Origin of the sequence: Mycolicibacterium xanthum (assembly GCF_019710635.1) — a bacterium.
In the GTDB taxonomy this organism is placed as follows: Bacteria; Actinomycetota; Actinomycetes; order Mycobacteriales; family Mycobacteriaceae; genus Mycobacterium; species Mycobacterium xanthum.
On record NZ_JAIFZS010000047.1, the window covers coordinates 35,501 to 57,930 of the forward strand.

At 68.6% G+C, this 22,430-nt stretch carries 18 protein-coding genes; 14 read left to right on the forward strand and 4 right to left on the reverse strand.

Annotated elements, in window-relative coordinates; genetic code table 11:
- Nucleotides 1–52: 52 nt before the first annotated feature.
- Together JDV09_RS18270 and JDV09_RS18275 are read left to right on the forward strand one after the other, a co-directional pair.
- Nucleotides 53–553 carry an SRPBCC family protein gene (locus tag JDV09_RS18270; RefSeq protein ID WP_221370562.1) on the forward strand — a complete coding sequence of 167 codons (501 nt, stop codon included), beginning with the start codon at nt 53–55 and terminating at the stop codon, nt 551–553.
- Nucleotides 554–647: 94 nt separating this feature from the next.
- Nucleotides 648–3,797 (forward strand): ATP-binding protein, encoded by a 3,150-nt coding sequence (locus JDV09_RS18275; protein ID WP_221370563.1) that lies wholly within the window; start codon nt 648–650, stop codon nt 3,795–3,797.
- Here the strand turns inward: JDV09_RS18275 and JDV09_RS18280 are convergent.
- On the reverse strand, nt 3,794–5,278 hold the full coding sequence (locus JDV09_RS18280; protein WP_221370564.1) for a carboxylesterase/lipase family protein: 1,485 nt from the start codon (nt 5,276–5,278) through the stop codon (nt 3,794–3,796). The genes JDV09_RS18275 and JDV09_RS18280 overlap by 4 nt on opposite strands.
- Before the next feature lie 86 nt (nt 5,279–5,364).
- Here JDV09_RS18280 and ypfJ point away from each other — a divergent pair, with 86 nt between their 5' ends.
- Nucleotides 5,365–6,255 (forward strand): KPN_02809 family neutral zinc metallopeptidase, encoded by an 891-nt coding sequence (gene ypfJ / locus JDV09_RS18285; protein WP_221370565.1) that lies wholly within the window; start codon nt 5,365–5,367, stop codon nt 6,253–6,255.
- Complete coding sequence (locus JDV09_RS18290; protein WP_221370566.1) at nt 6,248–7,882, forward strand: DUF885 domain-containing protein; 1,635 nt, start codon at nt 6,248–6,250, stop codon at nt 7,880–7,882. Before ypfJ ends, JDV09_RS18290 begins: the two co-directional genes overlap by 8 nt.
- On the opposite strand, the gene JDV09_RS18295 is transcribed toward JDV09_RS18290, so the two are convergent.
- Nucleotides 7,879–8,763, reverse strand: a complete 885-nt coding sequence (locus tag JDV09_RS18295; protein WP_221370567.1) for an acyl-CoA thioesterase — start codon at nt 8,761–8,763, stop codon at nt 7,879–7,881. The two genes, JDV09_RS18290 and JDV09_RS18295, sit on opposite strands and share 4 nt — an antisense overlap.
- Nucleotides 8,764–8,869: 106 nt before the next feature.
- Between JDV09_RS18295 and JDV09_RS18300 the strand changes: the two genes are divergently transcribed.
- From JDV09_RS18300 to JDV09_RS18315, 4 genes are all read left to right on the forward strand, one after another.
- Complete coding sequence (locus JDV09_RS18300; protein WP_221370568.1) at nt 8,870–9,490, forward strand: TetR/AcrR family transcriptional regulator; 621 nt, start codon at nt 8,870–8,872, stop codon at nt 9,488–9,490.
- Nucleotides 9,491–9,634: 144 nt separating this feature from the next.
- The gene (locus tag JDV09_RS18305; RefSeq protein WP_221370569.1) at nt 9,635–10,864 is read left to right on the forward strand and encodes an amidohydrolase family protein; all 1,230 of its coding nucleotides are present in this window, start codon (nt 9,635–9,637) and stop codon (nt 10,862–10,864) included.
- A gap of 98 nt (nt 10,865–10,962) precedes the next feature.
- On the forward strand, nt 10,963–12,120 hold the full coding sequence (locus JDV09_RS18310) for an acyl-CoA dehydrogenase family protein (RefSeq protein ID WP_221370570.1): 1,158 nt from the start codon (nt 10,963–10,965) through the stop codon (nt 12,118–12,120).
- Nucleotides 12,117–13,370: an acyl-CoA dehydrogenase family protein gene (locus tag JDV09_RS18315; RefSeq protein WP_221370571.1), complete on the forward strand. Its 1,254-nt coding sequence runs from the start codon at nt 12,117–12,119 to the stop codon at nt 13,368–13,370. Before JDV09_RS18310 ends, JDV09_RS18315 begins: the two co-directional genes overlap by 4 nt.
- 8 nt (nt 13,371–13,378) lie before the next feature.
- Here the strand turns inward: JDV09_RS18315 and JDV09_RS18320 are convergent, their stop codons facing one another.
- Nucleotides 13,379–14,425, reverse strand: coding sequence for an Rv2578c family radical SAM protein (locus tag JDV09_RS18320; RefSeq protein ID WP_221370618.1), 1,047 nt, complete (start codon nt 14,423–14,425; stop codon nt 13,379–13,381).
- A 180-nt stretch (nt 14,426–14,605) separates the two neighbouring features.
- Between JDV09_RS18320 and helR the strand changes: the two genes are divergently transcribed.
- A complete protein-coding gene (gene helR / locus JDV09_RS18325) occupies nt 14,606–16,831 on the forward strand; it encodes an RNA polymerase recycling motor ATPase HelR (protein WP_221370572.1) in 2,226 nt (741 codons plus the stop codon).
- A 1-nt stretch (nt 16,832) separates the two neighbouring features.
- On the opposite strand, the gene JDV09_RS18330 is transcribed toward helR, so the two are convergent.
- On the reverse strand, nt 16,833–17,258 hold the full coding sequence (locus JDV09_RS18330; protein ID WP_221370619.1) for an Rv2576c family protein: 426 nt from the start codon (nt 17,256–17,258) through the stop codon (nt 16,833–16,835).
- Between the two features lie 266 nt (nt 17,259–17,524).
- On the opposite strand from JDV09_RS18330, the gene urtA reads away from it, so the two are divergent.
- From urtA to urtE, 5 genes are read left to right on the forward strand one after another with little or no spacing between them, the layout of a single operon-like run.
- The gene (gene urtA, locus JDV09_RS18335) at nt 17,525–18,790 is read left to right on the forward strand and encodes an urea ABC transporter substrate-binding protein (RefSeq protein ID WP_221370573.1); all 1,266 of its coding nucleotides are present in this window, start codon (nt 17,525–17,527) and stop codon (nt 18,788–18,790) included.
- A 7-nt stretch (nt 18,791–18,797) separates the two neighbouring features.
- On the forward strand, nt 18,798–19,682 hold the full coding sequence (gene urtB / locus JDV09_RS18340; protein ID WP_221370574.1) for an urea ABC transporter permease subunit UrtB: 885 nt from the start codon (nt 18,798–18,800) through the stop codon (nt 19,680–19,682).
- A gap of 23 nt (nt 19,683–19,705) precedes the next feature.
- Nucleotides 19,706–20,818, forward strand: coding sequence for an urea ABC transporter permease subunit UrtC (urtC, locus tag JDV09_RS18345; RefSeq protein ID WP_221370620.1), 1,113 nt, complete (start codon nt 19,706–19,708; stop codon nt 20,816–20,818).
- Between the two features lie 53 nt (nt 20,819–20,871).
- Nucleotides 20,872–21,660, forward strand: a complete 789-nt coding sequence (gene urtD, locus JDV09_RS18350) for an urea ABC transporter ATP-binding protein UrtD (RefSeq protein ID WP_255605597.1) — start codon at nt 20,872–20,874, stop codon at nt 21,658–21,660.
- Nucleotides 21,660–22,352: an urea ABC transporter ATP-binding subunit UrtE gene (gene urtE / locus JDV09_RS18355; RefSeq protein WP_221370576.1), complete on the forward strand. Its 693-nt coding sequence runs from the start codon at nt 21,660–21,662 to the stop codon at nt 22,350–22,352. Before urtD ends, urtE begins: the two co-directional genes overlap by 1 nt.
- Nucleotides 22,353–22,430: the final 78 nt, after the last annotated feature.

The following is a 22,430-nucleotide window of genomic DNA, read 5'->3' on the forward strand; positions in this document are numbered from 1 at the left end:
CCCGACCAGACAGCTATCGTGATCTGTCTACTCCTGTGACGGAAGGGGCTTGATGGCCGAGCGATACCCCTGCCGGCGGGTGGGCCTGGATTTCCCCGACCGCGCCCCGTACCGCTTCGTGAGCACCGTCGACCTGGCCATCACGCCCGAGCAGTTGTTCGATGTCCTTGCCGACGAGACGTCCTGGCCGCGCTGGGCCAGCGTCATCACCGAAGTCACCTGGACCAGCCCCGAGCCGCGGGGCGTGGGCACCACCCGCACGGTGGACATGCGCGGCGGCATCACCGGCGACGAGGAGTTCCTGGCGTGGGAACCGTTCACCCGGATGGCGTTTCGCTTCAACGAGTCGACCACCAACAGCATTTCGGCGTTCGCCGAGGACTACCGCGTCGAGCCCACCGCCACCGGCTGCCACCTGACCTGGATCATGGCCCTCGAACCCAACGGCCCGGCCGGCCGGATCGGATTGTTCGCCGGCCGACCGGCGATGGGTTGGCTGTTCCAGCGCTTCCTGCACAATCTGCGCCGCTATACCGATGAGCGCTACGCCTGAGGCCCCGGATCACAGGAAACACATTCGGCACCGGCGCGCACCGCAGGGGTTTATGGTGACCTTCTAGCGGCAGGCCTGGCGTCGGGGTGGGCGGATGGGTGAGCAATCGAAACGGTGTCCGTCCTGCGGCACCGAACCGAGAGCGGGTGCGCGCTTCTGCGACGGCTGCGGAGCGCAGCTCGTACCCCAGGTCGCCGAATACAAGCAGGTGACCGTGCTGTTCGCCGACGTCACGCATTCGATGGACATCGCCGCGGAGGTCGGCCCCGAACGGCTTCGCGAGATCATGTCCGAGCTGATGGACCGATCGACGACGGTGATCCGCCGCTACGGCGGAACGGTCGACAAGTTCATCGGCGACGGTGTGATGGCGCTGTTCGGCGCCCCGGTGGCACTCGAGGACCACGCGGTGCGCGCTTGCCTGGCCGCAATGGACATCCAGGCCGAGGCGCACCGCCTCGGCGACAGCTTCACCGCCAGCGACGGCATCGACTTCAAGGTGCGTGTCGGGCTCAACTCGGGAGAGGTGATCGCGGGCGAGATCGGCTCCAGCCCAATGGCTTACACGGTGATCGGCGAGCAGGTCGGGTTGGCACAGCGAATGGAGTCGGCCGCGCCACCCGGCGGGGTGATGCTCAGCGCGACCACCGCGCGACTCGTCGAACACGCCATGCGGCTCAGCGATCGGCAATGGGTCCGGATCAAGGGCGCCGAGCAGCCGGTTCCGGCGTACCGGTTGCTCGCGATCGTCGACCGGCACGGATCACCGCCCAGCCAGGCCGATCTCATCGGCCGCGAGACCGAGATCGGCGAGGTCACGTGCGCACTCGACCGCGCCATCGCCGGAAACGGCGGTGTGCTCGCGGTGTCCGGCCCCCCGGGCATCGGCAAGAGCCGGATCGCCCGTGAGATCGCGGCAACGGCGAGCCGGCGCGGTGTGGACGTGTTCTGGGCCTACTGCCAATCCCACACCCGGGATGTCCCGTTCCGCGCCGCGACGGAGCTGATGCGTTCGGTGTTCGGGGTGGCCGGGCAATCTCCCGAGCGGGCTCGCGCGGGGATCAGATCGGCGCTGGTGGGCGCCGATCCGCAGGATCTGCTGCTCCTCGACGATCTGCTCGAGATCGGTGACGGACTGGCCCCGGTCGGCGACATCGACCCCGACGCCAGGCGGCGACGCCTGATCACCCTGCTGGATTCCGCACTGCTGGCGCGCCGCGAACCGGCCGTCTACGTCATCGAGGACGCCCACTGGATCGACCCGGTCAGCGAGGCGATGCTCACCGAGTTCGTCGCCGCGGTGCCCCGGGCAGCGGCGCTGGTCCTGGTCACCCACCGGCCGGAGTACGTGGGACCGCTGGTCGCCGCGGCCGCGCCGATCCGTCTGGCCCCGCTCGGCGATGCCGAGTCGACCGCGCTGACCGAGCGACTGGTGGGCACCGACGCATCGGTCGCCGCGATCACCCGGCGGATCGCCGATCGCGCCGCGGGCAATCCCTTCTTCATCGAGGAGATGGTCCGCGACCTCGCCGAACGCGACGTGCTCCGCGGCGCACGCGGTGCCTACACCTGTTCGGGAACCGCCGATGTCGCGGTGCCGGCCACCGTGCAGGCCGCCATCGCGGCGCGCATCGACCGCCTCGGCGCGGCCGCGAAACAGAGCCTGAGCGCCGCGGCGGTGATCGGCTCACCGTTTTCCCGCGACCTGCTCTGCGCGGTCGTCGACGACGTGGCGCTGGCGGAACTGACCGCGGCGGAACTCATCGCCCAGGTCGACGCCGACCCCGTCCGGTATGCCTTTCGGCACCCGCTGATGCAGGCGGTTGCCTACGAATCGCAACTCCGCTCGGGTCGTGCCCGGCTGCATCGCGCCATCGCAGCCGCGATCGAGCGCGCTGCGACGGACGGCACCGACGCGGAGGCCGCGGTGATCGCCAACCATCTGGAAGCCGCCGGCGATCTGGCCGACGCGTTCGGCTGGCACATGCGCGCCGGCACCTGGTCGACCCATCGCGACATCGCCGCGGCCCGGGTGAGTTGGCTGCGCGCCGCCGCGGTGGCCGACCGCCTCGCACCCGACGTTCCCGGTCGATCGGCGATGCGGATCGCCCCCCGCACCCTGCTCGCCGCGACGATCTGGCGGGTCGGCGGCGAGATCGAAGACGTCGGATTCAACGAGCTGCGCGCACTGACCACCGAGGCGGGCGACAAGCGATCGCTGGCGATCGCGATGGCCGGACTGGTCCAGATGCTCAACTTCCACGGCCGTTACGCCGAGGCGTCGTGGCTGGCATCCGAACAGGTGCACCTGCTGGACGCCATCGCCGATCCGGAGCTGTCGGTGGCCCTGATCCCCACGGTCGCCAGCATCGCCAAGTGGGATGCCGGCGAGATGTCGGACGCCCTGTACCTCGCGCAGCGCGGCATCGACGAGTCGGGCGGGGATCCGACGATGGGAAACCTGATCGTCGGGTGCCCACTGGCGATGGCACTGGTCATGCGGGCCTCCACGCGGTGCTGTCTGGGCATCGCGGGCTGGCGCGAGGATTTCGACGAAGCGCTGCGGATCGCGCGCACGGTGGACAAGTTCACGTACTCGACGGTGGTCATGTTCAAGTACATCGCGATCATGAACTGGGCCCTGACCCCCGACGAGCAGGCGCTGCGCGACACCGAGGAGGCACTTCACATCGCCCGTCAGTTCGGCGACAACTTCCTGCTCACCAACGCCGAGTTCACCTACGGTTTCGTGTTGGTGCGGCGCACCGACACCGATCGCGAGCTGGGCTTTCAACTGCTGACCCGGTCACGGCAGGTTGCCCTCGAACATCGCTACACGATCATCGCGGCCTGGTGCGTCGACCTCGAATTCGCCACCGAGGCGATCCGGACGGGCGATTTCGACACCGCGGTCGAGCTCAGCCGACGCGTCGTCGACGAAGAGATTCACCGCGGCGAGGGGATCAACCGCGGGTGGTCCACATCGGTGCTCGTCGAGGCCCTTCTCGGCCGTCGCCGGGACGGCGACCTGGCGGAGGCCAGGGCGGCGATCGACCGATTGGCGGCAACCCCGACCGAGCCGGTGTTCCTCTATCACGAGCTCCCGCTGCTGCGACTCGAGGCGCTGATGGCCATGGCGAGCGGCGACGAAGACGGCTACGCAGCCTTCAAGGACCGGTACCGCGCCCGCGCGGCGGAGACCGGATTCGACGGCCACATCGAGCTGGTGCGCTCGATGCCCTAGTACACCGCCGACCAGGCCGAGCGGCGCGGCCCGTCGGGGTCGCCGGCCATCACGTCGCGGGTCGAGGTGATCAGCCGGGTCAGCCGCTCGCCGGTGTCGTAGCGGGGCCAGTGCGCCTCGTCCACACCGCCGGGATGCGCGAAGTCCAACCAGGCCCGCTGCATCCGCCGCCCGACCGCCGGCTGGAACCGGCGGCCCAGCGGGTGCAGCTTGCGCCCGATGAACGACGCGTAGCTGTGCTGGACGTGCACGATCTCGCTGCCGTGGGTGGCGCCCAGTCCGAGCATGCGCAAGCTCAACCCGAAGTGGTCGAAGCGGTACATCCGGGTCGGGGCCAGGGCGCTGTAGGCGTCGGCGAACGCCCAGGTGGGCCCCCCGAACATCACATCGGAGCCGACGGCGATCAGCGCCCTGCGCCGGGGGAAGTCCGGATAGGCCTGCAGCACAGCCTCTTTGGCCTCCGGCGCGACCCGGTCGAAGTAGGCGTCGATCGAGGTCCTGGTGGTCGGCAGCATCGGCGGCTTGGTCCAGGCGAACATCGAGGCCTCGTGGCTGTTGGTGCCGATGGTCAGCGGGACGCGGGCCAGCGATCCCGCCCTCGCGGCGTCCACCGGATGGTGCGGCAGCAGCTCGGTGCCGTGGGTGAGGCCGTACGCCAGCGTCGGTGTGGTGGCGGCGCTCTTGAGCTGGATCATTCCCGCGGCGCGCCTCAGCTGCCGTTGCGGCAGCGACTTGACCTCGCCGACGCCGACGTCGAGGCGCCGCAGGAAGTCATGGGCGCGCGCGGCCCGGACGTCGCGGTCGGCGATCAGCGGCAATGCCGGGCTCTGCGCGATCGCGCGGTGGAACAGTCCGCGCGCCGCCGGGCTGGCCAGCAGGGCCAGCACCGAGGTGCCGCCCGCGGACTCGCCGAACACGGTGACCTGATCGGGATCACCGCCGAAGGACGCGATGTTGTCGCGCACCCAGCGCAACGCCTCGATCTGATCGCGCAACGCCAGGTTGTCGTCGAAGCCGGCACCGAGGTCGCCCAGCTCGAGACCGCCGAACACCCCGATCCGGTAGGTGATGTTCACCACCACGACGTCACCGTTGGCGGCCAGCCGGGAACCGTTGTACAGCTGGAACTGACCCGCGCCGTAGACGAACGCACCACCGGGAATCCACACCATCACCGGCAGTGCGGCGGTGACATCCGGCGACCAGACCGTCAGCGTCAGGCACGCCTCGTCGCGCACCTTGGGATCGTCGCGGCCCCCACCGACGAACGACTTGGTCTGCGGCGGCAACGGGCCGTGCTCGCGCGCGTCGCGCACCCCCGACCAGGGCTTGAGCGGTTCGGGCGCCAGGAACCGGCGCGCCCCGACCGGCTGTTCGGCGTAGGCCACGCCGCGCCAGACCCCGACCCCACCCTCGGTGTCCCCGCGCAGCGCACCCGCACGGGTGTGTACGACGGTCGAATGTCCGGCGACGACGGCCACGAACCAAATCCTAGTGTGCAAAGCTGGAGCAGCCTGGATGCAGGCCCGGCGGTGAAGCGGGCTCGGTTGTGAGATGAGGTAGCACGATGACCTTCAACGAGGGCATGCAGATCGACACCAGCACCACGTCCTCCAGCGGCGGCCGGGGACCGGGGCGCGGTATCGCGATCGGCGGCGGGCTGGGCGGCCTGATCATCGTGGTGGTGGCGCTGTTCCTGGGCGTGGACCCCAGCACGGTGATCCCCCAGCAGCAGACACCGATCGGCACCGAGGATGTCGACGCCGGCGGCTTCGACCTGAGTCAGTGCAAGACCGGCGAGGATGCCAACGAGATCGTGCAGTGCCGGGTGGTCGCGACGGGCAACTCGGTGGACGGTGTCTGGGGGCAGCTGATGCCCGGCTACATCCGGCCGCACATCCAGCTGTTCAGTGGGCGGACCAACACCGGGTGCGGCCCAGCGACCAGCGACGTCGGCCCGTTCTACTGTCCGGTGGACCAGACCGCGTACTTCGACACCGATTTCTTCCAGGTCCTGGTCGACCAATTCGGTTCCAGCGGTGGGCCGCTCGCGCAGGAGTACGTGGTGGCCCACGAGTTCGGTCACCACGTGCAGAACCTCGAGGGCGTGCTGGGCCGCGCCCAGCGGGACCCGACCGGCGCCAGCGGCGCCGGCGTGCGCACCGAGCTGCAGGCCGACTGCTACGCCGGGGTGTGGGCGCACTACGCCTCGATCACCAGGCAGGAGAGCACCGGCGTTCCGTTTCTGGAGCCGTTGAGCGACAGGGACATCGCCGACGCACTCTCGGCCGCCTCTTCGGTCGGCGACGACCGCATCCAGGAGGCCGCCACCGGCCGGGTCAATCCGGAGTCCTGGACCCACGGTTCGTCCGAGCAGCGCCAGAAGTGGTTCACCATCGGCTACCAGACCGGCGATCCGGCCCAGTGCAACACCTTCGCCGCCGCTGACCTTGGCTAGGCCGACGACGGCCGTCGACGCCGTCGCGGAACGCTACCTCGAGACCTCGGCGGCGCTCGACCCTTGCGCTGCAACCGAATCCGGCATCGCCGGATACGACGACCAGATCACCGACTACTCCCCCGACGGGGTGGCAGCGCGCGCACAGGCGGCACGCGGCGCCCTGCGCGAACTCGATGCCACCGACCCCGCCGACGACGTCGATGTCGTCACGGTGGCCGCCATGCGCGAGCGGCTCGGCGTCCTGCTCGACAAACACGACGCCGGGCTGGATCTCGGCGAGCTGAACGTGATCGCCTCGCCGTTGCAGACCATGCGCAACGTGTTCGATCTGATGCCCACCGACACCGAATCCGACTGGGCGACGATCGGCCGTCGGCTCGCGCAGATACCCTCCGGCGCAGCCGGTTACGCCGATGCGCTGCGCGCCGCGGTGGCCGCCGGGCACGCCCCGGCCGCCCGTCAGGTGCGCCGTGGCATCGAGCAGGCGGGCCAGATCCAGCACCTGTTCACCGGTATGGTCGCCGACGCCGCACCCGGCAACCCGGCGCTGCACGCCGAGTTGGTCGGCCATGCCGAATCCGCCGCCGCTGCGTACGCATCGCTGGCTCGGGTGTTCCGGGACGAGATCGGGCCGCACGCCGGCGAGGCCGACGGATGCGGGCGCGATGCGTACCGGGTGCTCAGTCGCAGTTTCCTCGGCGCGGCCGTCGATCTCGACGAGGCCTACGACTGGGGGCTGCGACTGCTGGCGAGCATCGTCGCCGAACAGGACGCCACGGCAGCGTTGCTCTACCCCGGCGCGACGGCCGCCGAGGCGCTGCGCCGCCTCGACGGCGAGGACCGCTACGTCATCCACGGCACCGAGGCCCTGCAGCACTGGATGCAGGATCTCTCCGACCGCGCGGTGAACGCGTTGGCCGGCACCCACTTCGAGATCGCCGAGCCGCTGCGCCGGCTGGAGTGCCGGATTGCACCCACCCACACCGGCGGGATCTACTACACCGGCCCGTCCGAAGACCTTTCCCGGCCCGGCCGGATGTGGTGGTCGGTGCCGCACGGCGTGGACACCTTCCACACCTGGCAGGAGACCACGACGGTGTTCCACGAGGGCGTGCCCGGCCACCACCTGCAGATCGGCCGCGCCGTCGTGCTGGCCGACCGGCTCAACCGGTGGCGCCGGCTGGGATGCTGGGTGTCCGGCCACGGCGAGGGCTGGGCGCTGTACGCCGAACGCCTGATGGCCGAGCTGGGCTGGCTCGACGACGCCGGCAACCGAATGGGAATGCTCGACGCCCAACGTTTCCGGGCCGCACGGGTGGTGATCGACATCGGCGTGCACTGCGGGCTGACCGCTCCCGACGGCGGAACCTGGGACGCCCAGCGGGCGTGGAACTTCCTGCAATCGCACAGCGCGATGGCCGAGGAGAACCTGCGCTTCGAGCTGGACCGCTACCTCGGCTGGCCGGGCCAGGCGCCGTCCTACGCCATCGGGCAGCGCATCTGGCATCAGCTGCGCGACGAGATGCTCGCACGCGGCGTCGGCCTCAAGGACTTCCACAGCCGCGCCCTGGATCTCGGCGGGCTACCGCTGGACGTGTTGCGCTCGGCGCTGCTGACCGCTTAGAGCCGCGAGTGCTCCTTGATCGCCGTGTCGGTGGTGCGCAACGGACGGATCAGCGCGTCCTGGGTGAACGACGCGATGAGTCGGCCGTCCTCGGTGTGCACCGCGCCGCGGACGTAGGACATCCCGGCGCCGACCTGCGTGCTCTCGTGGGTGTACAGCAGCCAACCGTCCCAGCTGACCGGTTCGTGAAAGCTGACCGACACCGTCATCGGCGCGGTCGATACGGTCAGGTGCGCCTGGCTGGTGCCGATGCCCTCGTGGGCGCGCATCGTGGTCGAGATCCCGAGGTGACCGGTGAAGTACGCGATCAACGCCTTGGCCAGGTCGTCACGGGTGGGGATCGGGTCGTAGTGCAGCCAGGCGTAGATCTCGGGCGGCCCGACCTCGTCGGGGCTGTTGACGTCCACGACGTCGACCAGGCGTAGCTCACGGCCGATCATCGGCATCGGCGAGACGTTGGCGTCGGCGGGTCCGGCCACCTCCGGCTTGGGCAGGTGGTGGCGGATCACGTCGGCGGTCGGCACGTCGGCCAGAATCGTGGTGGTGATGCAGCGCTTGCCGTTCTGCTTGGCGGTGACCACCGCCGTCGCGGTCGAGCGGCCCTCGCCGACCACGTCGATGTCGAGTTCGACCGGCCCGGCGCCGACCAGCATCGCGCGCGCGAACACCGCGTAGCACGATCGGATCGACTTGTCCGGAAATCGCTTGGCGGCGGCCACGATCGACGCCGCGAGGATCTGGGTGCCCTCGACCACCTGCCGTTCGTCCTCACCCGCGAGCCCGGTCTGCGCGGTGAAGGCGTTCTCCCCCGCGGGTTGCGCGTCGAACAGGTCGAGCAGTCCCTGCACCGTCCACTGGGTATCCGCCGAATCCGTTGTCATGTGCCCTTCGCCTCCACTCGTGCCGTCGACACGGAAGGTTAACCGAGGTTCGGGAAAAGCGGTAACGTCATTACCATCTGTTGTCGGAATTGCGGAGGGGGCGTGAATGGCCGCACGTAGCGCTCGGGCCCAGTCGGATCCGGCCGCGGAGACCGAGTCCCGCGAGAGCCGCTTCATGCGTTCGGCGCTGGCGATCCTCGGCGAGACGGGCCGCACAGACTTCACCGTGCTGGAGGTCGTCGAGCGGTCCAAAACCTCGTTGCGGGCCTTCTACCAGCACTTCGCCACCAAGGACGAGCTGCTGCTGGCCCTGGTGGAGAAGATCATGGCCGACTCGACCGAGCGGTGGCGCGCCGAAACCGAACCATTGCCCAGCGACGACGCTCTGCGCACGCTGATCGTGCGGATCAGCGCACCCGCCGAGTCGAGCACTCAGGACAGCATCAACCGCGGCCTGACGTACTACAACGACCATCTGCTGGAGACCAGGCCGAAGGAATTCGCCAAGGTGCTCGCGCCGCTGCACACCCTGATCGGTGACATCTTGCGCCGCGGCGTCGCCGAGGGCGCATTCCGGGCCGATCTCGACGTCGACACCGACTCCGCGATCCTGATGCAGACGGTGCTGGGCGCGTTGCGGCTGCGCGACATCGGGGCCGAGCTGAACGGCGTCCCCATCGACGGCGACCATGTCTACACATTCAGCGTTCGCGGACTCCGGCCCTGACCGGTATACATCGCCTGACCTGGGTAAACCGTTCCGGAAAACCGCCCCTGGCGGCATTACGCCGCCGCGTGGTAATGTCGTTACCACTGGAGCGGTAATGCCATTACCACTTCTCGGAAATACGACCTGTCAGGAGCACATCTCATGCCCTCACGCATCCTCGACTATCCGGTGTTCGACGCGGACAACCACTTCTACGAGCCCAAGGAGGCGCTGACCAAGTTCCTCCCGGACAAGCACAAGGGCGTCATCGACTACATCGACGTGCACGGCCGCACCAAGATCGTGGTGCGCAACCACATCAGCGACTACATCCCCAACCCGACGTTCGAGGTGGTCGCCCGCCCCGGCGCCCAGGAGGAATACTTCCGGCACGGCAGCGGCGGCAAGAGCTACCGCGAGGTGATGGGCAAACCGATGAAATCCATTCCCGCGTTCCGCGACCCCGCGGCGCGCCTCGAGGTCATGGACGGCCTGGGCCTGGACTACACACTGATGTTCCCGACGCTGGCGTCGCTGGTCGAGGAGCGCCTCAAGGACGATCCGGAACTGATCCACGACATCATCCACGCGCTCAACGAGTGGATGTACGAGACCTGGCAGTTCAACTACGAAGACCGGATCTTCTCCACCCCGGTGATCACGCTGCCGATCGTCGACCGCGCACTCGAGGAACTCGAGTGGTGCCTGGAGCGCGGCGCCAAGACCGTCCTGGTGCGCCCGGCCCCGGTGCCCGGCTTCCGCGGCACCCGCTCGTTCGGCACCGAGGAGTTCGACCCGTTCTGGCAGGCCTGCGTGAAGGCCGGCATCCCGGTGGCGATGCACGCCTCCGACAGCGGCTACGCCCAGTACCTCAACGACTGGGAGCCCGCCGACGAGTTCCTGCCGTTCAAGCCGACCTCGTTCCGGATGGTGGCGATGGGCAAGCGCCCGATCGAGGACAGCATGGCCGCGCTGGTCTGCCACGGCGCGTTGACCCGCAACCCGGACCTGCGCATCCTGTCGGTGGAGAACGGCGCTTCCTGGGTGCCCTACCTGTTCTACCAGTTCAAGGATGTCTTCTCGAAGATGCCCAGCGAGTTCCCGGAGGACCCGGTCGAGGCGTTCAAGCGGTGTGTGTACGTGGCGCCGTTCTGGGAGGACGACTTCAAGAAGATGGCCGACCTGATCGGCATCGACCGGGTGATCTTCGGCTCGGACTGGCCGCACCCCGAGGGCCTTGCCGACCCGATCAACCTCGTCAGTGACCTCGAGGCGCACGGCCTGGACGACGAGGGTGTCCAAAAGGTCATGGGCAAGAATATGGTCGACCTGTTCAAGGTCGAGAACAAAGTGGTCTACAAGCCCGACGTGCCCGCCCTCGTCCTGGCCTGAACCTGACCGTAACAGCGCCCAGCAGCCGCGACCGTGCCGCCCAAATCGGCATGGCCGCGGCTGACGGGTTTCGAACACGAAGAGGCTGAACCGATCTCATGACCGTCACCAATCCGGAACAGATGCTGTTCGCCTCGACCACCGAGGCCTTCCTGGACAAGGAGGCGTCGCTGGCCCACGTGCGCGGCCTGCAGGCCGAGGGCATCTCGTTCGACGCCGATTTCTGGCGGCGCGCCGCCGAACTGGGCTGGGCCAGCCTGCTGGTGCCCGAGGAACTCGGCGGTGGCAGCGTCTCCGGAGGGGTGGCGGGCGGTGTCGCCGATGTGGCCCTGGTCGCCGAGCAGGTCGGGCGCACCGTCGCGCCCGGCCCGCTGCACCCGGTCAGCACCGTGCTGGCCGGACTCGTCGAGGCGCCGACCGGCCATGAGGAAACCATCGAGGCGCTGGTGTCGGGCGAACTGGTGGCGTCCTGGGCGGTCTACGAGCCGGGGCGGGCGTTCGCCCCCCTGACCGCGACCACCACCGCGATCCCGACCGGCTCCGGATACCGGATCGACGGCGCCAAGGACCGCGTCGAGGCCGGCGCCGAGTGCGCGGCGGTCCTCGTCACCGCCGATTGCGAGGGTGCGATCCGGCAGTTCCTGGTACCCACCGATGCGCCCGGTGTCACGGTCACCGCACAGGATTCGGTCGACATGGTCAAGCGTTACGCCCGGATACAGTTCGACGGGGTCGGCGTCGACGAGTCGGCGGTGGTGGGCACCGCCGAGCAGACGCCGGCGATCATCGAGCGCCAGCGCCAGATCGCGCTGATCCTGCAGTGCGCCGAGACCGTCGGCATCCTCGACGCCGTACTGGCGATGACCAATCAGTGGCTGTTCGACCGGCACAGCTTCGGCCGGCCACTGGCCTCCTACCAGGCGCTCAAGCACCGGGCGGCCGACATGAAGATGTGGTTCGAGGCGTGCCGCGCGACCACGGCGGGCGCTGTCGCCGCCGTCGCGGCCCGCTCACCCGAGGCGGGTAAACTCGTCAGCGTCGCCAAAGCCTATGTGGGCGAACGCGCCCCGGTGATGCTGCAGGACTGCGTGCAGATGCACGGCGGCATCGGCGTGACCTGGGAGCATGACCTGCACCTGTTCCTGCGGCGGGCCGCCCTCAACCGGGCCGTGTTCGGGTCACCCGAGGACCACCACCGCATGGTGTATGCATTGAGCAGGAAATCCGCCGACGACAACGGAGGCACCGACGCATGACCGACACGGCGATCTCCACCGGCACCACCGAATCGGTGGACGAGTTCGCGGCCCGTGCCCGCGCCTGGCTGGCCGAGAACATGCCCCGCATCGATCCGGGCGACCCGCCGTTCGCGGTGCGCGCCGAGGGCGCGTCGTGGGAACGTGCCAAGGAGCTGCAGAAGCAGCTGCACCGGGGCGGCTTCGCCGGCATCTGCTTCCCCCGGGAGTACGGCGGCCTCGGACTGGATCCGGCCTACCAGAAAGCATTCGACAAAGAGTGCCGCGACTATGAGATGCCGTTGATCCTCAACACCCCGAGCTTCACCATCTGCGCCGCGACACTCCTGGACGAGGGCAGCGAGGAACAGAAGCGCGACCGGATCTCGGCGGCGATCCGCGGCGAGGAGGTCCTGTGCCAGCTGCTGTCCGAACCCAACGGCGGTTCGGATCTGGCCGGGGTGATCACCCGTGCCGATCGTAGGGACGGCACGTGGATCATCAACGGCGCCAAGACCTGGAGCACCAGCGCCTTCGCCGCGGACTACGGGTTGATGCTGGCCCGTACCGACTGGACGGTGCCCAAGCACGAAGGGCTCACGATGTTCCTGGTGCCGCTCGACTCGCCGGGGATCACGATGCGCCGGATCAAGGAGGTCAACGGTAACGAGGAATTCTGCGAGGAGTTCTTCGACGGGCTCGAGCTCGGCGACGACGCGGTTGTCGGCGAGGTCAACGGCGGGTGGGCGGTGGCCTCGCGGCAGCTGTTCCACGAGCGGCGCGCCGTGGGCGGCGGTTCGGAGTTCGGCAGCGGGAACGGGGCCGAGAACGCCCAGGAGATGCCGCCCGACCACGTCGGGCTGGCCGAAGCCACCGGTCAGGCCGACGACCCTCGAATCCAGGACCTGGCCGGGCGGGCCCTGGCACGTCGCATCGTCAAGGAGCAGCTGATCGAGCACGTCTCACGGGCGGTTACCGACGGGTCGCTGCCCCCCACCGGCGGCACGCTGATCCGGCTCTTCCACGCCGAGATCACCGAGCTCGAGGTGGACACCGCGCTGGCCATCGCAGGCACCGCGGGCGTCATCGACGACGGGGCGGGCCTGCTGGACATCAGCGTGCGCTACCTGTCGCGCCAGACCGGCTCCCTCGGTGGCGGCACCTCGGAGATGGCCCGCAACGTCATCGGCGAGCGAATCCTCGGATTCCCCAGGGAGTTCGCCGCCGACCGGGGTGTGCCGTTCAACCAGGTCAAACGCGGGAAGAGCTGACCCGGATCTCAGAACAGCGCCGGCTGATAGGCAGTAGCCGGCCGAGCCGGCTGATCGACAGTAGCCGGCGGCGCCGGGGTCGGCGCGGACGTCCCGCGGAACGACGAGCGATCGCGCGCCAGCCCGTGCCGTGACACCAGCGGCGCGACCCGCCGTCGCAGCATCTCCCGGTACTCGGCCGGGAGATAGGCACCGCGCCGGTAGAGCCGCCGGTACTCCCCCACCAGATCAGGGTGGTCACGTGCCAACCAGTCCATGAACCAGCCCCTGGTGGCACCGCGAAGATGCAGCCCGAACACCGTCACACCGGTGGCGCCCGCGGCCGCGATCTGCCCCAGCAGGGCGTCGAGATGCTCCGCCGAATCGGTCAGGCCGGGAAGCACGGGCGCGACCATCACATGACAATCGAGACCGGCCGCACGGATGGCCGAGATCAACCCCAGACGAGCCTGTGGAGTCGGAGTGCCCGGCTCGACCCGGCCGTGCAGGTCCGGATCACCCACGGCCAGCGACACCGCGACGCTCACGTCGACGCGGTGAGCGGCCTTCGCCAACAACGGCAGGTCCCGCTTCAACAGGGTTCCCTTGGTCAGGATGGAAAACGGGGTGCCGGAATCGGTCAGCGCCCCGATGATCCCCGGCATCAACGCATAGCGCCCCTCGGCGCGTTGATAGGGATCCGTATTGGTGCCCAGTGCAACGGTTTCCCGGGTCCAGGAGGGCCTGCCCAGCTCTCGGCGCAGCACGTCTGCGACGTTGGTCTTGACCACCACCTGGGTGTCGAAGTCGCGCCCACTGTCGAACTCCAGGTACTCGTGCGTGGGCCTGGCAAAACAGTACCGGCATGCGTGCGAACACCCCCGGTATCCGTTCACGGTGAATCGGAACGGCAGCATCGAGGCCGCCGGGATCTTGTTCAGCGCCGTTTTGCACAGCACCTCGTGAAAGGTCAGTCCGGCGAACTGCGGGGTTTGCACGCTGCGCACCAGGCCGATGCGCTGCAGACCCGGCAGCGCCCCATCGTCGACATCGACGGCTTGCCCGGCCCAGCGCATACCCAATGCGAACATACGTTCGACATCTGTGTCAAGTGCGTACCGGTCGACGGTCCCGAAACGGCGAAGGAAGAAGCCGACGCTTCTTCCCGTTCCACCATATCGTGGACGGTGGGGCTTGCGGCAAGACCGGGGCCATGCCGCAGAATCGCAGGCTCGACGCAGATGCGTAAGGGGCACATGTCAACTCAGAACCACGGCTCGACCGTGGACGACGGCTGGTCGAGGAACTACGAGGGCGAGCTGCGGTCCGAGCAGAACTACGTCGACGGGCTCTACGAACGGTTCGACGCCGAACGTTCGCGCCTGGGGACGCGCTACCGTGCGGCGTTGCGCGGCGATGGCGGCACCCTGCTGGACCGCGACGCCGAGGTGCGCGCCCTGGCCGGCCAGATGCACCGGTGGAACGTCGCCGACCACGGTCTGTGTTTCGGCCGGCTCGACGGCAACTCCGGCGAACGCCGCTACGTCGGCCGTATCGGGATCTTCGACGAGGACGACGACTACGAGCCGCTGCTGCTCGACTGGCGCGCACCGGCCGCCCGCCCGTTCTATGTCGCCACCGGCGCCAACCCGGAGGACATGCGCAGACGAAGGCAGTTCCGCAGCCTCGGCCGGCGACTGGTGGAGTTCACCGACGAGGTGTTCGGATCGCCCGACGGGGCCGGCGACGGAGCCGGCCCGTCCAGCGATGCCGCCCTGCTGGCCGCGGTCAACGCCCCGCGCGGGGAGGGTATGCGCGACATCGTCGCCACGATCCAGGCTGAACAGGACGAGATCATCCGCCTCGACCATCCGGGCGTGCTGGTCATCGAGGGCGGGCCGGGCACCGGCAAGACGGTCGTGGCCCTGCATCGCGTCGCCTACCTGCTCTACACCCAGCGCAAGCGGATGGAGAGCCGGGGTGTGCTCGTGGTCGGACCGAACGCGGATTTTCTCGACCACATCGGGCGGGTGCTGCCGTCGCTGGGTGAGACGAACGTCGTGTTCACCACCGTCGGGGACCTGGTGCCGCACCTGAACATCAGCGCCGAGGACACCCCCGAGGCCGCCGCGGCCAAGGGTGCCTCGAGCATCCTGGCGGTGCTCGAACGCGCGGTCGCCGACCGCACGCGCGTCCCGGAGACCCCGGTCCCCATCGACCTGTCGGACGTGTCGGTACGCATCGACGCCGAGACCGCCGAATGGGCGATCCAGGAGGCCCGCGCCAGCGGCCGGCCACACAACGAGGCCCGCGCGGTGTTCATCGACGTGGTGACGTGGGTGGTGACCGAACGTGCGATCGCCAAGATCGGCCGTGGCTGGCTGACCCGCGATGACCGCGCCGCCTGGGAGCATCTGCGCGCCGACCTGCTCGACGAGTTGGTCGACCACGCCGGATTCAACACCGCACTCGACGAACTGTGGCCGGTGCTCACGCCGGAGGGCTTGTTGGCGGAGCTCTACTCGTCACCCGAGCGGCTGCACGCCGCGGGTGCCCACGCCTCGCTGTGGCGTGCCGAGGGCGATGCCTGGACGGTCTCGGACGTGCCACTGCTCGACGAGTTGGTCGACCTGCTGGGCCGCGACCGCTCGGGTGAGGAGGCCGCGGAGCGCGAGCGCCAGGAACGGGCCGCCTACGCCGCCGGCGTGCTCGACCTGATGGTCGACCGCGAGGACCTGATGGACGACGAGGATCAGCTGCTCGCCCGGGATGTCATCGACGCCGAGAGTCTGGCGGAGCGGTTCCTCGAGCGGGACAGCCGTGACCTCGCCGAACGGGCCGCCGCCGACCGGGACTGGACCTACGGGCACGTCGTCGTCGACGAGGCCCAGGAGCTCTCGGCGATGGACTGGCGGGTCCTGATGCGGCGCTGCCCGAGCCGATCGTTCACCATTGTCGGCGACCCGGCCCAACGCCGGTCGGCGGCGGGAACACGGTCGTGGGAGGACGCGCTGGCGCCCTACGTTCCCGGCCGCTGGAAGCACCGGGCCCTGACGGTGAACTACCGCACCCCTGCCGAGATCATGGCCGTCGCCGGCGCGCTGCTGGCCGAGTTCGCGCCCGGTGTGCAACCACCGGAATCGGTGCGCTCCAGCGGCTTTCGGCCGTGGTCTCGGCTGGTCACCGACGAACAACTGGCCGGCGCCATCGACGAATTCGTCGCACAAGAGGCCGCACGCGAGGGCACCAGCGTCGTGATCGGGCCCCCCGGGGTACCGGGTGCCGTGCCGCCCTCGGCGACCAAGGGCCTGGAGTTCGACGCGGTGCTGGTGGTGGCCCCGGAACGCATTCTCGCCGAGGGACCGCGCGGGGCGGCCGATCTGTACGTCGCGCTCACCCGGGCCACCCAACGTCTGGGCGTGCTGCACCGAGAGCCGCTGGCCGAGTCACTGGCCGGCCTGGATCTTGTTCAGGCCGGGTGAGTCACCACTTTCCGAGCTGGCAGCGCACGTTGTACGGATCGTCGTGCTGCACGAGCACCTGACCGTCGACGGCGATGTCGCAGTGTGCGTTCGGCGCCGCCTGCCCTCCCCGGGTGGTCGAGCTGACCTGCATGATCGCCCACTGCGGGTCGGCCATGGTGGTCTCGAACACCCATGGCGCGCCCGGCGCAAGGCTGACCTTCTCGCGCTTGGCGAATGCATAGGCGTCGGCGTTGAAAGCCTCCATGCTGGGCGGCTGCGCCGCCAGATAGAAGATGTCGAACTCGTAGGCACCGGCCGACACCAGGGTGTACCGGACCTGGTGGTCCTCCTGGGCGCCGGCCGTCGGCTGACCGAGCGCCATACCTGCCGCCACCAACAGTGACGCACCGACCGCTGCGCTTGCCTTGGCTCTTGCTGTTCGCATGTTCGTCACATCGCCGGACGGTACCGGATCGTTACCGCGCAGTCCGATTCGGACGGCTCAATAGGCTAACAGCAAACCAATTCAAATGTCATGTACGCGTTAATCCGTTCGTCACACACAGATATTTGACAGAAACACAGGCGATCTAACGTCCCGATTTGGCATCCGAAGAGGTGTCATCGCTCCGACGTTTCACCGCGTTCCCCGATTCCCGACTCGGCGCCTCATCAGGGGATGAGTGCTGTTGACATGCAGAAAGGCCGTACATGCAACACCCTGCACGCCACTCCTTCAAACGGTCCGCACTCGTCGCGGGCAGCGTTGTCGCAGCGACCAGCCTCCTGTTGGCCGGCTGCGGAAGCAAGGCGGGCGACGAGGGCTCAGCAAACGCCGAGTCGTGCGTCGACACCTCCGGCGACTCGATCAAAGTGGGCGCGCTGAACTCACTGTCGGGCACCATGGCGATCTCCGAGGTCACGGTGCGCAACGCCATCGACCTGGCGGTCGAGCAGATCAACGCCGACGGCGGTGTGATGGGCAAGCAGATCGAGCTCGTCGGTGAGGACGGCGCCTCCGAGCCCGCCGTGTTCGCCGAGAAGGCGCAGAAGCTGATCAGCAGCGACTGCGTGGCCGCGGTCTTCGGCGGCTGGACGTCCTCGAGCCGCAAGGCCATGCTGCCGGTGTTCGAGGACAACAACGCGCTGCTGTACTACCCGGTGCAGTACGAGGGCCTGGAGTCCTCCCCCAACATCTTCTACACCGGCGCGACCACCAACCAGCAGATCGTGCCGGCGCTGGACTACCTCAAGGAACAGGGCATCACGTCGCTCTACCTGGTGGGTAGCGACTACGTGTTCCCGCAGACCGCCAACCGCATCATCAAGGCCTACGCGGAGGCCAACGGCATCGAGATCCTGGGCGAGGACTACACGCCGCTGGGTTCGACCGACTTCTCCACGATCGTGAACAAGGTGCGCGCCTCGGGTGCGGACGCGGTGTTCAACACCCTCAACGGCGACTCCAACGTCGCGTTCTTCCGCGAGTACAAGAACGTCGGCCTGACCCCCGAGGAGATGCCGGTGGTGTCGGTGTCGATCGCCGAGGAAGAGGTCGGCGGCATCGGCGTGCAGAACATCGACGGCCAGCTGGTGGCCTGGGACTACTACCAGACCATCGACAGCCCCGAGAACAACGCGTTCGTCAAGGCCTACAAGGACAAGTTCGGCGCCGACAAGCCCACCTCCGACCCGATGGAGGCCGCCTATGTGTCGGTCTACCTGTGGAAGAACTCGGTCGAGAAGGCCGGTTCGTTCGCGGTGCCCGATGTGCAGGAGGCTTCCGGCGGCGTCCAGTTCGACGCCCCCGAAGGCCTGGTGCAGATCGACGGCGACAACAACCACATCACCAAGACCGCGCGGATCGGTGAAATCCGGCCCGACGGCCTGATCTACACGATCTGGGAGTCCCCCGGCCCGATCGAGCCGGACCCCTACCTGAAGGGCTACCCGTGGGCCGAGGGTCTGTCGGGCTGACCCGCGCATGGATGTCCTGATCGGGCAGCTGGTAGCAGGATTGAGCCTCGGTTCGATCCTGCTACTGGCCGCGCTGGGGTTGTCGTTGACGTTCGGCCAGATGGGCGTCATCAACATGGCGCACGGCGAGTTCATCATGGTCGGCTGCTACACCGCATTCGTGGTGCAACAGGTGATCTCGAGCGCCGGCGTCTCGCTGTTGATCTCGCTCGTGGTCGGCTTCCTGGTCGGCGGCGCGATGGGCGCACTGCTGGAGGTGACGCTGATCAGCCGGATGTACCACCGCCCGCTGGACACGCTGCTGGTGACGTTCGGCGTCGGGCTGGTCCTGCAGCAGCTGGCGCGCGACATCTTCGGTGCGCCCGCCAAGAACGTCGTCGCACCGGAGTGGTTGTCCGGGGCGATCGAGGTCTTCGGCGCCGCGGTGCCGAAGACCCGACTCTTCATCTTCGTGCTGGCCATCGCCTGCGTCACGGCGCTGGCGATCGCGCTGAAGGCCAGTCCGATGGGACGGCGCATCCGGGCGGTGGTGCAGAACCGCGATCTGGCCGAGACGAGCGGCATTTCGTCGCGCAAGACCGACATCACGACGTTCTTCATCGGCTCGGGGCTGGCGGGCGTCGCCGGCGTCGCGCTGACGTTGATCGGCTCGACCAGTTCGACGATCGGCCAGAGCTATCTGATCGACGCGTTCCTCGTCGTCGTGGTCGGTGGCCTCGGTCAGATCAAGGGCACCGTCATCGCGGCGTTCGCACTCGGCTTCCTGAACTCGTTCATCGAGTACAACACCACCGCGTCGCTGGCCAAGGTGATCGTGTTCGTCATCATCGTGATCTTCCTGCAGGTCCGCCCGCAGGGCCTGTTCACCGTTCGGACAAGGAGTCTGGTGTGATGGCGCCGCGGACGCGAGGAGCAATCTCGGCACTCGTAGGGCGCTGGCAGACCTGGGCGGGATTCGCGATCGCGGCGGTGGTGCTCTTCGGGGTCGCGCCCGCGGTGCTGTCGACCTTCCGGCTCGGCCTGCTCGGCCAGTTCCTGTGCTACGCGATCGTGGCGGCCGGGATCGGCCTGGCCTGGGGTCGTGGCGGCATGCTGGTGCTCGGCCAGGGCGTGTTCTTCGGCCTCGGCGGCTACATGATGGGCATGCACCTCAAGATCGCCGACGCCCAGATCGCCGGCAACGACGTGCCCGACTTCATGCAGATCGCCGGTGTGCGGGAGCTTCCCGCGCTGTGGGTGCCGTTCGCCTCACCGGCGGTGACGCTGCTGGCGATCGTCATCGTCCCCACCGCCGTCGCCGCGCTGCTGGGTCTGGGCGTGTTCAAGCGCCGGGTCAAGGGCGCCTACTTCGCGATCCTGTCCCAGGCGCTGGCCGCCGCCATGGCCATCCTGTTGATCGGTCAGCCCGAGGTGTTCGGTGGCTTCAACGGCCTCAACGGTTTCCGGACGTTCTTCGGATTCCGGCTGGCCGACCCGGTCAACAAGCAGATGCTCTACTTCATCGCCGCCGCAACGCTTCTGATCGTCGTGGCGATCGTGCGTCAGCTCATGCAGAGCCGGTACGGCGAGCTGCTGGTGGCCGTGCGCGACGGCGAGGAGCGTGTCCGTTTCCTGGGCTACGACCCCGCCAACATCAAGGTCGTCGCCTACAGTGTCGCAGCACTTTTCGCCAGCATCGCCGGCGCGTTGTTCGCCCCGATCATCGGGTTCATCACGCCGTCGCAGGTCGGCATCCTGCCGTCGATCGCGTTCCTGATCGGCGTCGCGATCGGCGGACGCACCACGCTGCTGGGCCCGGTGCTGGGGGCCATCGGCGTGGCGTGGGCGCAGACGCTGTTCTCTGAGCAGTTCCCGTCGGGCTGGATCTACGCGCAGGGCGCGCTGTTCATCGTGGTCGTCGGGTTCTTCCCGGCCGGCCTCGCCGGACTGGGGCTGTTGTGGGCCCGTTGGCGCAGCAAGGCCGAACCGCCCGCGGCCGCCGAAACCGAACCGGAAGCCGAGGAGTCGAAGGTGGGTGCGCCGACGTGAGCGACACAGAATCGGCGGCGGGCAGGGAGCCGACCGCCGGCGGCAACGTTGGGATGGGTTCGGAGTACCTCGAAGTCCGCGGCCTGACAGTGGATTTCGACGGATTCAAGGCCGTCAGCGGGGTCGACCTCACGCTGCTGCAGGGCGACCTGCGGTTTCTGATCGGCCCCAACGGCGCCGGCAAGACCACCGTCATCGACGCGATCACCGGGCTGGTGTCGGCCACCGGATCGGTGCGCAAGTCCGGCGTGGAACTGCTCGGCAAGAAGGTCCACCAGATCGCCCGCCGCGGCGTGGGGCGGACCTTCCAGACCGCCAGCGTCTTCGAGGAACTCACCGTGCTGCAGAACCTCGACATCGCCGCCGGCGCCGGCCGCTCGCCGTGGACGCTGCTGCGGCGCCGCCACGGGGTGCTGCCGGCCATCGAGGAGGCGCTCGAGGTCACCGGCCTGAGTGGGCTGGTGGACAAACCCGCGGGCGTGCTCGCCCACGGGCAGAAGCAGTGGCTGGAGATCGGCATGCTGCTGGTGCAGAACGCCGACGTGCTGCTGCTCGACGAACCCGTCGCCGGGATGAGCCACGAGGAGCGCGAGGAGACCGGTGCCCTGTTGCGCCGCATCGGCGGTGAGCGCACGGTGGTGGTCGTCGAGCACGACATGGATTTCATGCGGGCGTTCGCGACGTCGGTCACCGTGCTGGCGCGTGGCCAGGTGATCGCCGAGGGGTCGGTCGCCGAGGTGCAGGCCAACCCGAAGGTCCAGGAGGTCTATCTGGGGACCGCCGCGGCCGGCGCGGCCGCCGCGCAGGACGCTCCGGCCGAACTTATCGAGGAGAACTCCTGATGCTCGAACTGGTGGACGTGCACAGCGGCTACGGCCGCTCGGAGGTGATCCACGGCGTGAGCATCGAGGTCCCGTCGGACGGGGTGGCCGCGGTGATGGGCCACAACGGTGCAGGCAAGACCACGCTGCTGCGGGCGGCCGTCGGGCTGCTGAAGTGCTCGTCGGGCAAAGTGCTGTTCGACGGCGACGACATCACCAGGCTGCGCCCGAGCGCGCGGGTGGCCCGCGGGCTGGCCTATGTGCCGCAGGGACAGCAGTCGTTCGGGCAGCTGACCACGGCGGAGAATCTTCAGGTGGTGGCCGACGGCCGCAAGAACGGCAAGCAGCTGATCGATGAGCAGCTCGATCTCTTCCCCGCCCTCAAGGAGTTGCTGACCCGTCGGGCCGGGCTGCTCTCGGGCGGTCAGCGCCAGCAACTGGCCATCGCCAGGGCGCTGATCACGACCCCCACGTGCCTGATCCTCGACGAGCCGACCGAGGGCATCCAGCCGTCGGTGGTCGCCGAGATCGAGGCGGCCATCACGGCTTTGACGAATCGCGGGAACCTGGGCGTGCTGCTGGTCGAACAGCACATCGGCTTCGCCCTGGAGTCCTCGCAGCGCTACTACATCCTGGAGTCCGGTCGCGTCACGTCCAGCGGGACCGGCGGCTCGTCCTCGGAGGCCGACGTCCGCGCCGCGATGGCGATCTAGTCTTCTGCGCGAGCGCGCGGGTCTGTGCGCCGACACGCCGGAAGTGCCGTACGCACACGCGCGCCGGCGACGAGCGCA